The organism is Burkholderia sp. USMB20 (assembly GCF_000949135.2).
Lineage (GTDB): Bacteria > Pseudomonadota > Gammaproteobacteria > Burkholderiales > Burkholderiaceae > Burkholderia.
In genome coordinates, this window is sequence record NZ_JTAN02000019.1 from 729,216 (window position 1) to 743,249 (window position 14,034).

General features: G+C 68.7%; 10 protein-coding genes. 3 read left to right on the forward strand and 7 right to left on the reverse strand.

Annotated elements, in window-relative coordinates:
• Positions 1-22 precede the first annotated feature (22 nt).
• The 3 genes from PL79_RS27965 to PL79_RS27980 form a co-directional block, all read right to left on the reverse strand.
• Positions 23-1,858 carry a S10 family peptidase gene (locus PL79_RS27965; RefSeq protein WP_044844129.1) on the reverse strand — a complete coding sequence of 612 codons (1,836 nt, stop codon included), beginning with the start codon at positions 1,856-1,858 and terminating at the stop codon, positions 23-25.
• 611 nt (positions 1,859-2,469) lie between these two features.
• A complete protein-coding gene (locus PL79_RS27975; RefSeq protein WP_044844128.1) occupies positions 2,470-4,560 on the reverse strand; it encodes a D-(-)-3-hydroxybutyrate oligomer hydrolase in 2,091 nt (696 codons plus the stop codon).
• 240 nt (positions 4,561-4,800) lie between these two features.
• Positions 4,801-5,166 carry a BON domain-containing protein gene (locus PL79_RS27980; RefSeq protein ID WP_044844127.1) on the reverse strand — a complete coding sequence of 122 codons (366 nt, stop codon included), beginning with the start codon at positions 5,164-5,166 and terminating at the stop codon, positions 4,801-4,803.
• 452 nt (positions 5,167-5,618) lie between these two features.
• On the opposite strand from PL79_RS27980, the gene PL79_RS27985 reads away from it, so the two are divergent.
• The 3 genes from PL79_RS27985 (at position 5,619) to PL79_RS27995 (ending at position 8,833) form a co-directional block, all read left to right on the forward strand.
• Positions 5,619-7,070 carry a TAXI family TRAP transporter solute-binding subunit gene (locus PL79_RS27985; protein WP_044844126.1) on the forward strand — a complete coding sequence of 484 codons (1,452 nt, stop codon included), beginning with the start codon at positions 5,619-5,621 and terminating at the stop codon, positions 7,068-7,070.
• Between the two features lie 107 nt (positions 7,071-7,177).
• Positions 7,178-7,816, forward strand: a complete 639-nt coding sequence (locus PL79_RS27990) for a 2-hydroxychromene-2-carboxylate isomerase (RefSeq protein WP_044844125.1) — start codon at positions 7,178-7,180, stop codon at positions 7,814-7,816.
• Positions 7,817-7,885: 69 nt separating this feature from the next.
• Complete coding sequence (locus PL79_RS27995; protein WP_044844124.1) at positions 7,886-8,833, forward strand: LysR family transcriptional regulator; 948 nt, start codon at positions 7,886-7,888, stop codon at positions 8,831-8,833.
• 54 nt (positions 8,834-8,887) lie between these two features.
• Here the strand turns inward: PL79_RS27995 and PL79_RS28000 are convergent, their stop codons facing one another.
• From PL79_RS28000 to xdhA, 4 genes are all read right to left on the reverse strand, one after another.
• On the reverse strand, positions 8,888-9,289 hold the full coding sequence (locus PL79_RS28000; RefSeq protein ID WP_044844123.1) for a polyketide cyclase: 402 nt from the start codon (positions 9,287-9,289) through the stop codon (positions 8,888-8,890).
• Between the two features lie 97 nt (positions 9,290-9,386).
• Positions 9,387-10,004 (reverse strand): xanthine dehydrogenase accessory protein XdhC, encoded by a 618-nt coding sequence (gene xdhC, locus PL79_RS28005; protein WP_044844122.1) that lies wholly within the window; start codon positions 10,002-10,004, stop codon positions 9,387-9,389.
• 1 nt (position 10,005) lies between these two features.
• Positions 10,006-12,369 (reverse strand): xanthine dehydrogenase molybdopterin binding subunit, encoded by a 2,364-nt coding sequence (gene xdhB / locus PL79_RS28010; protein WP_044844121.1) that lies wholly within the window; start codon positions 12,367-12,369, stop codon positions 10,006-10,008.
• A gap of 18 nt (positions 12,370-12,387) precedes the next feature.
• Positions 12,388-13,932 carry a xanthine dehydrogenase small subunit gene (xdhA, locus tag PL79_RS28015; protein ID WP_044844120.1) on the reverse strand — a complete coding sequence of 515 codons (1,545 nt, stop codon included), beginning with the start codon at positions 13,930-13,932 and terminating at the stop codon, positions 12,388-12,390.
• Between the last annotated feature and the right edge of the window lie 102 nt (positions 13,933-14,034).

Genomic DNA, 14,034 nt, shown 5'->3' on the forward strand with positions numbered 1-14,034 from the left:
CAGCGCAAGTCGCTCGCGCTCCTTACTGCCCCTGCTGCTTCAACTGTTGCTGCTTCATCTGCTGCGTGCGCGCCTGCAGTTTCAGCACGCGCTGCAGCGCGGTACGGTTCGCGAGGATCCCGTCGTAGAAGTTGCCGAGGTCGCCCTTCAGCGCGGTCCGCGACGCGTCGTTCAGGTAGATCATGTGGCCCGACGGATAGTTCCTGATCGTCAGGTTCTGCGCCTTGAGCGTCGGATCGAGCGGCATCTGCGCGAGCGTCAGCTCGGTCTGGTGGAACGGCGTGACCGCATCGAAATAGCCGTTCGCCGACAGCACCTTCAGGTCCGGGTTCACGCTCATCGTCGCCGCGAGGTCGCCGGCCGTGTACAGCGTATTGCCGCCGCCCCTGTTCGCGCCGGTCGGGTCGGTGTGGCTGAAGTCCCAGTTGTTGAAGACCTGGTCGTTCAGGTCCACGAACGACGACGTCGACGTGTACTTGAGGTCGGTGTTGATGTAGCTGTTCCACAGCACCGTGTACGCGCCGCCGACGTTCGTGATCGACGGATCGTTGCTGCCCGAGTTCGGCAGGATGTACGGCGCGATGCCCTTGCCCGTGAAGTTCGCGCGACCGTCGTACTGGCCGATCTGCGTGCCCGGCACGAGCGTCAGGAAGAACGTGTACGGCGGGTTGTCGTCCGACGACGGCACGTTGCCGAGCGCGGCCGGGTTGCCGAACGTCTGGATCAGCGACGTCGGATCCGTGCCGATGTACGAACCCATCTGCTGCGCGGTCTGCAGGTTCAGGTTCAGCCGCACGTTCACGAAGCCGCCGTCCTGCGGGTTCGGCTTCTGCGCGAGCGGCGCGAGCGTGTTGTCCGCGTAGTTGCGGGCCTGCACCATGTATGCGTCGAGATCGGTCGGCGTCGGGTTGAGCGTCGTCTTCTTCCAGTAGAACGCGTCGGCCGCGAGCGTCGGGAAGGTACCCGGCGCGGACAGCGCATTCGCATAGTCGAGGATCGACGACTGCAGCGTGATCCCGTTCAGGTCGATGCCGTCCTCATGCAGCACCCACGACACGACCGCGCTGCGCGCGGTGCCGTACGACTCGCCGTACAGGAATTTCGGCGAGTTCCAGCGCGAGTACTTGGTCAGGTAGCGCTGGATGAAGCGGTCGATCGAGCGCGCGTCCTGGTCGGTGCCCCAGAAATCCTTGTTCTTCGCCGGGGCGATCGCCGCCGAGTAGCCGGTGCCGACCGGGTTGATGAACACGAGGTCGGTGCGGTCGAGCAGGCTGTCCGGGTTGTCGAGCAGCTTGTACGGGGCCGGCGGCGTGAAGTTCGGGAACGACGACTGCAGGCGCTTCGGCCCGTACGAGCCGAGCAGCAGGTAGACCGACGACGAGCCGGGGCCGCCGTTGTAGAAGAACGTTACCGGACGCGGCTTCGACGGGTCCGGATTGTCCTGCGTGTACGCGACGTAGAACATCTTCGCGTTCGGCGCCGACGTGATCGGGTCGATCGTGGTCAGGTGCCCGGTGGTGGCCGTGTACTGGACGGTCTTGCCGCCGATCGTGACCTGGCGGTGCACGACCGCGGCCCCTTCGGTCGAATCCGTGACCGCGTCGTTCGGCCCGGTGCCGTACACGTCGTTGTCGACGTACGGCTGGTCGGCCGGGACGGCGGCCGTTGCATTGGTGCTGGCCGACGTGCTGCCGTTCGACGTCGTCGCGGCTGCCGTGGTAGCGGCGGTCGGGCCCGACCCGTCGTCGCCGCCGCATCCCGTGACGAGCAGCGCCGCGGCCGCGGCTGCGGCGAGCGGCACGCTCAGCGTCGTTCCAAATAGCGCGAAACCGTCTTTCAAGGACTTCAGTGTCGTCATTATTGCCTCTCGAACAGAACGATAAATACCGCCGGTCGCAAAGGATCATTTACGCCGGCGCTCCGCACCGGGAGCGCATTCGTTTTGCGATGCACCCCGAGTTTTTTACCGCATCGGCGAATACCGACCGGCATGATTTACCCCACCCATATTCCGCGATCGCACAATGGAATCAATTCCATTGCAAACGACGATTCAATAATGCCCGGCACTGCGAATTCGCCCTCGCCATCCGCACGCGCGAGAAACCGCAAGCAAAAGCAGCCCCTGCAAAGGCTGCCAGACAAGGCGCCTTCGCTTCGAACAGACGAACGATTCCCTCGGCGAAATGCCGGTCAATCGCGAAAGGGCGACCAACCGCAACTCGAGCCGATTTAATAAAATCGAAAGGATCGATTAACTATACGGAAAGGAATATTGTCTTTACGGGAATTTATTAAATTAAGTTAAAATATCGGCGCATAATAGATTCCGGATTTTCCGCCGTAAAGCAATAATTTGTTACAGCGCATGCCGTTCGAACCAAGTGCAATGAGGGAGCGATTCCAGCGGCTGAAAATAAAAAAGCCGGACGAGCGTCCGGCTTCCGTATCGCGGTGGGGCGGGTGCCGTCAGAGCGGCACATCGATCGCGCCCGCGCCGGCCGTGATCGCGTTCGCGCCGGGGGACGCCGAGATCGGCGGCAGGTTCGCGCTCGTCAGCGCCGGCGCGGCGCCCGGCGTGCCGCCGCGCGGCAGCGTGCGGACCACCTGTGACGGCGGCAGCGCGGCACCGTTCTTCAGGTGCCGCCACATCAGGTTCAGCGCCTGCAGGTTGTAGTAGTGGACCGGCACGAAGCGCGTGTCGAAGCCCGCGACGGGCAGGAACGCATCGAAGTGCTGCCCGTTCGTCACCTCGTAGAACACGAGCTGGCTGCGGCCACCTTCACTGATGCCGTTCTGCGCGACGTACGCGCGCGACGCGTGATTCACGGGCACGAGCGCGTCGCTGCGGCCCTGCACGATGATCGCCGGCTTGCCCTGCAGGTTCGCGTTCACGCGCACCGCATCGACATTCGCCGGCATGTCGAGCATCCCGTTGGTCCACAGCTGGCGCAGGCACAGCGCGCCCGCGAAACTCGCGTCGGGCGTCGCGAGCCGGTGGTCGACACCCGCGCCGGTGTTGAACACGAGATTGACGCCTGCCGTCGGCGGCACGCCGTTGCCGAGGCCGAACACGGCCGGCATCGGCGACGCGGCGGGCGGCGCCACCGCGCCCGTCGCCGCATTGGTGGTCGCGAAGCTGAAATTGCACAGGTTGTCGGTCACGCGCGAGCGCGTGTACGCGTTCGCATAGGTGACCGCGATCGCCGGAATCGCCTGCGAATCCCACATCGGTGCCTGCAGCAGGTCGGAATCCGCGAGATAGCCGGCCGCGTGCAGTTGCGCGAGCGCGTCGGCGGCCTGGCTCTGCGTATCGGCCCCCGACACGAACCCGGCGGCGGCGAGCGTCGCGCAGCGCTGCGTGCGGATCGACTGCGTGGTGGCGGCCGGCAGCGCGCTCAGGTACGGCGCGCCCGTGAGCGACGACGACGCGGCCGCACACGGCTCCAGGAGGTTCGCGAGCGTCGCGTAGTCGGCCAGCGGCCGGCCGAGCGACGGCACCGGCTGGCCGCCCTCGCGCACGACCGCGTTCGGCGCCATCCGCACGTTGACTTGCGGCTCGCCGACCACGACCGCGGTAATCCAGCGGCGCGTGTCCTGCTCGGCCGCCGCGAGCGCCGCGCCGCCGCCGTTGCTGACGGACGCGGCGATCGTCGTGATGTCGCCCGGGCGGTAGCGCACGCCGTGATGCGAGCCGTCGACGAGCGGTCCGAACTGTTCGTTGAGCGCCCAGTACGCGAATTCAACCGCCTGCAGCGTCGCGTGCCCCCAGTCCTGCTCGGGATTCTGTTGCGAATGCGCGTGCTTGAACGCGTAGCGGTTCGGGAAGCGGCTGTTGAACGCGGCCAGGTCGCTGCTCGTCACATTGGCGGTAAAGAGACTCGCATTGCCGGCGAGCACCGCGTCGGCGAGCGTGCCGTCGATCAGCGTGATCGTGTCGGTGCCGAGCTCGTGCGCGCCGTTGCCGCCGCCCTTGTCGTTGTACGCGACCGCGCAGCCGCGCTTGAGGCCCCACTCGCCGGCCGCCGAGATCGCGCCGTACACGCCGCGCGAACCGGACGACGTCGCGGTGACGATGCACGGCTGCGCGGGATCGAAGCTCGCGGGCACCTGCACGAGCAACGTCACGTTCTTGCGGCCGCTGCCGTCGTCGGAATACGCGAGATATTCGGTGCCGGGAATCTTGCCTTCGCCGAGCGTGTCGTTGCCGTCGAGGTCGACGTTCGGTCCCCAGAAGCGGCCGTAGCCGCCGTTGGCGCTCATGTCGACGAGCGCGCGGTAGTTCGACCAGATCGCGAGCCGGCGCAGCTCGGCGCTCGTCGGCCGCGACGGATTCGCGAACGCCGGCGCGGTGGCGGCGGCGAGGCCCGTCTTGCCGAGACCGGCCGTCAGCAGGTCGTCGCCCGTACCGTCGTAGGCGGTGGTGCGCACGCTGCCGGACACGAACCCGGGCAGCCGGTTGCGTTCGGACGACTCGTCGCCGTTGCAGGCGCCGAGCAACGTGACCGCGACCAGCGCCGCGCCCCAAAGAATCCGACTGCCCCACCCGTGCGTTGTCATTGCCGCCCTCTCGATATCGTTATCGGTGCGCCGCTGCGTCGTGCGCGGCTCGCGGCCTGTCGGGAAAACGCCGGGCCGCCCAAGGTTTTCCGCCCCGAAGGAAGTTTCCTTGGGGGACGCCCGCTCGGAGGCCTGGCGCGAAGCGGCGGGCCCGGGGGCATTCGAAAGTGCAAACGGGCCCCGGCACGCCGGGGCCCGCGTGAAAGCGGGCGCGCGGCGCTGGCGCGCCGCCGCCCGGCATCATTGCTGCTGAACCGTCAGCTTGTTCGTGACCGACGTCACGCCCTTCACGCCCTTCGCCGCCTCTTCCGCCTTGTCGATCTGTGCCTGGTCGGGCACCGTGCCCTCCAGCGAGATCGCGCCGCCCTTCGAGCGCACGACGATGTTCGCCACGTCGATGCCGCCTGCCTTCGTAATGGCCTTGCGCACCGCATAGCCGAGCTGGCGGTTGGCCTTCTTCGCGGTCTTGGCCGCCGCCTTCGGCGAACTCGCTGCCGCGGCCGGCGCTTCGGTGGCCGCCGCATCGCTCGACTGCGCGTACACGCTGCCCGTCAGACAGGCCGCCACGGCCGCAACACCCAACGCTCTCAACACGATCGACTTCATGCTATCTCCTTGTAACTCCGGAACGGCCGTGCACAGTACGGCCGGATACCCCCAAAGGCAGCCGGCCCGCGCGCGAACGGGCGGGACGGCCGATGATTTCCACGGCGATGCGAGAGAGGCGACACGGGCCGGCGGCCGGCGCGCGCGAATGCGGGCCGGCCGGGCCGGACAGCCGCCGGCCGGGCGCGCCCGGTCTCATAACGTGCCGGGTCGTGCGCGAATCGGGCGCGGCTGCGTCGCACAATGTAATCCAGCGCCAGCCGAAGCGCAAAGCTTTTGACGCGTGGCCACCCGCCATCCGCCCGCGCGCGCCCGTGTCCGCCGCCGCGCGACGGCGCCGGACTCGCGCACGCCGGGCGAAACCGGGTACCATCGCCGCCAGAACGCGCATCGCGTGCCTTGTCCGCGACGGCCGTCATCGCTGCGTCACGCCCGTTTCATCCGCCGACTCCATGAAGCCAGCCCGCCCCCGCCCGCCCCGCCGCATCCTCGCCCGCTTCGTCGCGGTGTCGTGGCGCGACCTCGCGCTGTCGATCGGCCCCACCGTGCTGCTCGCGGCCGCGGCGGTCTGGCTCGCGGTCAAGCTGATCCAGCCGGCGCCGCCGTCCACGCTCGTGATTTCGTCCGGCCCGCCCGGCAGCACCTACTGGAACGCCGCGCAGAAATACAAGGCGATCCTCGCGAAGAACGGCGTCACGCTCGACGTCCAGTCGTCCGAAGGATCCGCGCAGAACCTCGCGCGGCTGTCGAATCCGGACGCGCCGGTCGACGTCGGCTTCGTGCAGAGCGGCATCGGCCCGAAGGAGCGTGACGAACACCTGGTCTCGCTCGGCAGCATCGGCTACGTGCCGCTCGCGATCATGTACCGCGGGCCGGTGGTCGCGCGCCTGTCCGACTTCAAGGGCAAGCGGCTCGCGCTCGGCGCGGAAGGCAGCGGCGCGCGCGAATTGAGCCTGGCGCTGCTGAAGATGAACGGCATCGTGCCGGGCGGCTCGACCGAGCTGCTGCCGACCGCCGGCGAGGACGCCGCGGCCGCGCTGCTCGACGGCAAGATCGACGCCGCGTTCCTGTCCGGCGACTCGACGCAGATCCCGGTGATGGCGAAGCTGTTCCGCGCGCCCGGCGTGCACGTGTACTCGTTCACGCAAGCCGAGGCCTACGCGCGGCGCTTTCCGTACCTGACCGCGATCACGCTGCCGATGGGCGTCTACGATCTCGGCCTCAACCTGCCGCCCGCCGACATCCACACGGTCGCGCCGACGATCGAGCTGGTCGCGCGCGATACGCTGCACCCCGCGCTGTCCGACCTGCTGATCGAGGCCGCGCGCGAAGTGCACGGCCACGCGACGATCCTGCAGCACGCGGGCGAATTCCCGTCGGCCGTCACGCGCGGCTTCCCGCTGTCCGACGACGCGGGGCGCTATTACAAGTCGGGCAAGTCGTTCCTGTACCGGCGGCTGCCGTTCTGGGTCGCGAGTCTCGTCGACCGGCTGCTCGTCGTCGTGGTGCCGCTGATCGTCGTGCTGATCCCCGGGCTGCGGCTGGTGCCGTCGCTGTACGGCTGGCGCGTGCGTTCGCGCATCTACCGCTGGTACGGCGCGCTGATCGCGCTCGAGCGCCGCGCGCTCGGCGAGCATACGGCCGAAGAGCGCGTCCAGCTGCTCGACGAACTCGACGACATCGAGGAAGCCGTGAACCGGATGAAGATGCCGCTCGCGTACGCGGGGCAGTTCTACGTGCTGCGCGAGCACATCGGCTTCGTGCGCGAGCGGCTCACCGCGCACGATCACGACGTCGCATCGGGCACGCCGGGCACACCCGGCGCCGGCGGCCGTGCAGCGGCGCGCGGCGGCGCGGCGGCGCCGGCCGGCGAGCCCCCCCGGGCGACTCCCGGTTCCGCATGAGCGGCCGATCCGCGATCATTGCTGCATCCGCGCGGTTGCATCCGCGCGCCGCCACGTAACATGAAGGCCGCCGCCAGGCGCGCACGCCCCACCCTCTGGAGATCGCCATGACAACCGGCCTCGACACTGCCCAGCCTGCCTGGTTCTTCGACTTCGTGTCGCCGTTCTCCTACCTGCTGCTCGAACAGCACGACAAGTGGCCCGACGTGCCGTTCGACCCCGTCGCCGTGTCGCTGCCCGACCTGCAGCGCCACTGGGGGCAGCGCCCGAGCGCCGACGTGCCGGCCAAGCGCGTGTTCACGTACCGCCACGCGCTGTTTCGCGCCGAACAGCTCGGCATCCGCTTCAAGATGCCGCCCGCGCATCCGTTCGACTCCGACAAGGTGCTGCGCCTCGCGATCGCGCTGCGCGCCGACATCGCGACCGTGCTGGAAATGTTCCGCTTCATCTGGCACGACGGCAACGATCCGTCGACGCCGGACGGGTTCGCGGCGCTGTGCGAGCGCGTCGGCGTCGGGCATGGCGACGAGCTGATCGAATTCGAAGAGACGAGCGCGCAGTTGCGCCGCAACACCGACGACGCGATCGCGCTCGGCGTGTTCGGCGTACCGACCTTCTGGATGAACCAGCAGCTGTTCTGGGGCGAGGACGCGCTGCCGATGGTGCTGTACTGCGCGCGCACGCCGAACTGGCTCGAGTCGCGCGAGGTCAAGCGGATCAGCGTGCTGCCGAAGGGGCGCACGTGATGGCCGGTATCACGCACGGCAACGTGCGGCTGCGGTAAGGTTACGCTTCTCCCGAATCACCGCTCGCCGATGGAAGACGACGATCGTACCGCCTCGCTCGATATCTGGCTCGTGCGCGTATTGCGCACGCTGCTGCTCGAGCGCAGCGTCACGCAGGCCGCGCTGCGGCTGAACCAGACCCAGCCCGCGATCAGCACCGCGCTGCGCAAGCTGCGCGAGACGCTGAACGACCCGATTCTCGTGCGCGGCAAATCCGGGATGGTGCCGACCGAGTACGGCGCGTCGCTGCTCGGTGCCGCGTCGCGCGCGCTGCGCGAGGTCGACTTCATCGCGACGCCGCACGGGGACTTCGATCCATCGTCCGCGCGGCGCACGTTCCGCGTCGCCGCCCCCGACTACCTGAACGATTTCTTCATGCCGACGCTGATCGAGCGCTTTCGCGACGCGGCGCCGCATGCGCATCTGGAAATCGACTCATTGAATCCCGCGCTCGATCACGCGGAGGCGCTCGAATCGGGCGCGCTCGATCTCGTGATCGGGAACTGGCCGAAGCCCGACCCTCGGTTCGCGCGCCAGGACCTGTTCTCCGACACGATCGTGTGCCTGATGCGCGACGCGCATCCGCTCGCCCGCGAACCGCTCACGCGCGAAGCATACGCGTCGGCCGCGCACGTCGCGCCGACGCCGTACACCGGCGACAAGCGCAACGCGATCGAGATCGGCCTCGCCCGCGCCCGCCTCACGCGACGGATCGTGACGACGCTGCCGTACTTCGGCATCGTGCCGCAGGTGCTGCTGCAGTCGGACCTGATCTTCACGACGACGCGCCGCTTCGCGACGCACTACGCGCAGCTGCTGCCGCTCGTCGTCGTCGCGCCGCCCGTGCCGTTCCCGCGCATCAAGAGCTACCTGCTCACGCACCCGCACCCCGATCGCCCGACCGACATCGCGTGGCTGTGTGCGCTGATGCAAAGCGTGTCCGACGAGCTGACGGCCGCACGCGGCCGCAAGCGCTGAAGCGGCGCTGAACCCGCGCGGAATCGCCCGCGCACGATCACGCGGCGCGGCCGCTCAGGCCGTGCAGAAGGTTTCCTGCAGATGGGTCCAGCGCACGACGCCTGCCGCGTCGCGCGCGAACACGGCGGTCGCGCGACGCGCGGGCAGCTCGCCCGACGCCGCCTGCTGCGCTTCGAGATAGGTGAGCACCGCATGCGACGCGTCTGCCGCGAGCACGCGGATGTCCGACAGTGTGATGCGCAGCCCCGGCTTCGCGCCGCCGAGCTTCGCGAACAGCGCACGTGTGTCATCGCGGTCGAACGCGCGACCGTCGGTCATGATCATCGTGAATTCGGCGGAGAAAGGCGCGAGCAGCGCATCGAGCGCCGCGGGGGAAGTATCGGCGCCGGACAGCCAGCGCTCGATGACGACGAGGCTCGCATCGAGCGCATCGAGATAGACCTGATGATCGGACATGGTGCCTGCACGAAAGGACGCGCGGCCCGCTGCCGCGCGATCCGTGCAGTGTAGGCAAAAACGCGCGGACGTGGGTCGGGCGTGCCGCCCCTCATCGTTACCGCGCGCAGCGCGCGTCGTCGCGCAAGCGCCCCGCCGCGGCTGCCTTCGCGTCGGCCACCGGCATGCCCGAGCGGGCCTGCAGCAGTTCCGCGCAGACAGCCACCGCGATCGCGCCGGGCGCCTTGTCGACGATGCCCGCGACGCCGATCGGACACACCATCTCGGTGAGCCGCGCCGAATCGACGCCGCGCGCGGCGAGCCGGCGCTCGAACTTCACGCGCTTGGTACGCGAACCGATCATCCCGAAGTACGCGAAGTCGCGCCGCCGCATGATCTGCGCGGCGAGCGAGAAGTCGAGCGCGTGGTTGTGCGTCATCACGAGGAAGTACGTGCCGGGCGGCGCCGCGTCGACGACGGCCTCGGGTATGTCGGTCGGCTCCGGCTGCACGTTCGGCGGACATTCGTCCGGGAACAGCTCGTCGCGCGTATCGACCCACTGCACGACACACGGCAATGCACCGAGCAGCGTGACGAGCGCATGGCCGACGTGCCCCGCGCCGAACAGCACGACGTGCATCGGCGCGGGCGTACCGGTCGCGCGGTTGCGCTGGCCGGTACCCTGCGCGAATGCCGGGGGCGTCGCGGTGCGAAACGAACGTGCAGGCCCGTTCATCTCAACCTGCCTGACCGGCGCGCGCAGCACGCACCGCAGTAATCGCGCGCAGGATCGACTCGCCGGTGGCCGGCGCGTCGAGCGGCGGATTCACCCGGTAGTCGCCGACCGCGGCAATCGCGTCGCGCACCGCGAAGAACACCGAGAACGGCAGCAGCAGCGGCGGCTCGCCGACGGCCTTCGAACGATGGATGCTGTCCTCCACGTTGCGGTTCTGGAACAGCCGCACGTTGAATTCGGGCGGCGTGTCGTTGACGGTCGGGATCTTGTACGTGGACGGCGCATGCGTCATCAGCTTGCCGCCCTTGTTCCACCACAGCTCCTCGGTCGTGAGCCAGCCCATCCCCTGGATGAACGCGCCTTCGACCTGGCCGATGTCGAGCGCAGGGTTCAGCGATGCGCCCACGTCGTGCAGCGCGTCGACGCGCAGCGTGCGCATTTCGCCCGTCAGCGTGTCGATCACGACCTCCGACACGGCCGCGCCGTACGAGTAGTAGTAGAACGGCCGGCCCTGCAGCTTCGACTGATCCCAGTACAGCTTCGGCGTCGCGTAGAAGCCGTCGGACCACAGCTGCACGCGCGCGAGATACGCCTTCGCGATCACCTCGCCGAACGGCACGCTCGCGCCGCCGATCCACACGAAGTCGTTGCCGAACTTCACGTCGGCCGCATCGACCTTGCCGTCGCCGAACTGCTTCGCCGCGAACGCCGCGAGGCGCTCGCGCAGCTGGCGCGCCGCATCCTGCGCGGCCTTGCCGTTCAGGTCGGAGCCCGTCGACGCAGCCGTCGCGGACGTGTTCGCGACCTTGCTCGTGTCGGTCGCCGTCACGCGGATCCGGCCGAAGCGGATGCCGAGCTCGTGCGCGACGACCTGCGCGACCTTCGTGTTGAGCCCCTGCCCCATCTCCGTGCCGCCGTGGTTCACGAGCACCGAGCCGTCGGTGTAGATGTGCACCAGCGCGCCGGCCTGGTTGAAGTGCGTGACGTTGAACGCGATGCCGAACTTCACCGGCGTGAGCGCGATGCCCTTCTTCAGCACCGTGTTGCGTGCGTTGAATTCGCGCACGCCCGCGCGCCGCGCGCGGTAGTCGCTCGTCGACTCGAGTTCGCCGAGCAGTTCGTGCAGCACGTTGTCCTCGACCGTCTGCCCGTAAGGCGTCACGTTGCGCTCGGTCTTGCCGTACAGGTTCGCGTAGCGCACGTCGAGCGGATCGCGGCCGAGCGCGCGCGCGACGTCGTCGAGGATGTACTCGATCGCGAACGCGCCCTGCGGGCCGCCGAAGCCGCGGAACGCGGTATTCGACTGCGTGTTGGTCTTGCCGCAGTAGCCGGCGATGTCGACGTCGCCGAGCCAGTACGCGTTGTCGAAGTGGCACACCGCGCGCGTCATCACCGGGCCCGACAGGTCCGCCGAGAAGCCGCAGCGCGACGTCATGTCGAGCGCGACGCCGTCGAGGCGGCCGTCGTCGTCGTAGCCGACGTCGAAGCGGTAATGGAAGTCGTGCCGCTTGCCGGTGATCATCATGTCGTCGTCGCGGTCCGGACGCAGCTTCACCGGGCACAGCAGCTTCCACGCGGCGAGCGCCGCGCAGCATGCGAACAGGCCCGACTGCGATTCCTTGCCGCCGAACCCGCCGCCCATCCGGCGGCATTCGACCAGCACGTTGTGCGACGCGACGCCGAGCACGTGCGCGACGAGGTGCTGCATCTCGCTCGGGTGCTGCGTCGAGCAGTACACGTGCATCCCGTCGTCGTCCTTCGGCACCGCGTACGCGATCTGCCCTTCCAGGTAGAACTGCTCCTGGCCGCCGAGCAGCATCTCGCCCGACTCGCGATGCGGCGCGGCCGCGAGCCGCGCGGCCGCGTCGCCGCGCGCGAGTTTCAGCGGCGGGATCACATAGGTTTCGGCCTGGCGCGCTTCCTGCGCGGTCAGGATCGCGGGCAGCTCCTCGTAGTCGACCTGCGCGCGGCGCGCGGCGAGCCGCGCGGTTTCGTGCGACGTCGCGACGACGATGAACATCGGCTGGCCGACGAACTGCACGATGCCTTTGGCGAGTACCGGATCGTCGTGGATGATCGGGCCGCAATCGTTGACGCCGGGGATGTCGTCGGCCGTGAACACGGCGACCACGCCGGGCGTCGCGCGCACCGCGTCGAAGTTCATCGACACGATCTTCGCGTGCGGCTTCGCGGACAACCCGAGCGCCGCGTGCAGCGTGCCCGCGACGAGCGGGATGTCGTCGGTGTAGGTCGCGCGCCCGCTCACGTGCAGGTGCGCGGATTCGTGCGCGCGCGAGACGTGCACCTGCGCGGCGTCGGCCTGCGGGTCGAGGGTGTTCAGGAACGGTTCTGCTTGCTGGTTCATGTTCGGTGTTCTCCCTCGTCAGACGCGCGCCGCGTCGTTGGCAACTTCGGCGGCCACTTCACGCACGTTCAGCGCCTGCGGCGGCAGCGGGTCGTGCGGGCGCGTCTCCAGCCAGAATCGGTACATCAGGTTCTTCGCGGTATCGAGGCGATACGCGCTCGTCGCACGCATGTCGGTGAGCGGCTGGTAGTCGCGCTCGAGCGCCTGCATCGCGGCCTGCGCGCTGGCTTCGTGCCACTGCGCGCCGTCGAGCAGGCTCTCCGTATGCGTCGCGCGCTTCGGCGTCGCGGCCATCCCGCCGAACGCGATGCGCGGCTCGCGGATCAGCTCGCCATCCGCGATGAACGCGAACGCCGCGCACACCGCCGAAATGTCGGAGTCGAAGCGCTTCGACAGCTTGTAGGTGCGGAACTGCAGCTTCGCGCGCGCGCCGGTGCGGGTCGGCACCTTCAGGCCGACGACGAATTCGTGCGGCGCCATGTCCTTTTGCTGATAGCCGGTGTAAAGCGCCTCGAGCGGCAGCTCGCGCACCGTGTCGCCGCCGCGCAGCACGACCCGCGCGCCGAGCGCGATCAGGCCCGGCATCGAGTCGCCGATCGGCGAGCCGTTCGCGACGTTGCCGCCGATCGTCCCCGCGTTGCGGATCGGCAGCGACGCGAAGCGCTTCCACATTTCGGTCAGTTCCGGATACGTGCCGGCGAGTGCCGCATAGCCGTCCTCGACCGTCACGCCCGCGCCGATCTCGATCCAGTCGTCGCCGTGCACGACGGTCCGCAGTTCGGCGATCTGGCCGACGTAGATCAGGTCGTCGAGGCGACGCATCTGCTTGGTGACCCACAGGCCGATGTCGGTGCTGCCGGCGAGCAGCCGTGCATCCGGGCGCTCGACCTTCAGCGCGGCCAGCGCGTCGAGCGTGCGCGGCGCGGCGAAGCGCGCGCCGTCGAGCGTCGTGTAGTCGAACGTGTCGTCACGCTTGAGCGACGCGAGCGTGCGGGCCAGCGCGGCCGTATCGACCGGTGCCGTCGGCGCCGGCGCACCGAACATCTGCACGGCCGCGTCGACGATCGGGCGATAGCCGGTGCAGCGGCACAGGTTGCCGGTGAGTGCATCGGCGATCTCGGTGCGCGTCGGCACGTCCTTCGCCTTCGCGCACGTGCCGGCGCAGCCTTCATGGCCGTGCTTCTCGTACAGCGCCCACATCGACATCACGAAACCGGGCGTGCAGAACCCGCATTGCGAGCCGTGGCAATCGACCATCGCCTGCTGCACCGGATGCAGCGAACCGTCCGGCTGGCGCAGGTCTTCCACCGTCAACAGCGCCTTGCCGTCGAGCGTGGGCAGGAACTGGATGCAGGCATTGACGGCCTTGAACGCGACCGTACCCGTGTCGGTCAGCTCGCCGACGACGACCGTGCACGCGCCGCAGTCGCCTTCCGCGCAGCCTTCCTTGGTGCCGGTGCAGTGCGCATCCTCGCGCAGGTACTGCAGCACGGTGCGGGTGACGTCCGCGCCGCTGACTTCGCGGACCGCGTGACGATGGTAGAAGCGGATCGGCTCACTCATGTCTCTATCGTTCTTCCGGTGGGGGCAAGGCGGCCTGCGCGGGGCGCTCGACCGACGTTTCTCTGACAGTTTGCACGCTATCACCGTCAAATTCCGCAACCC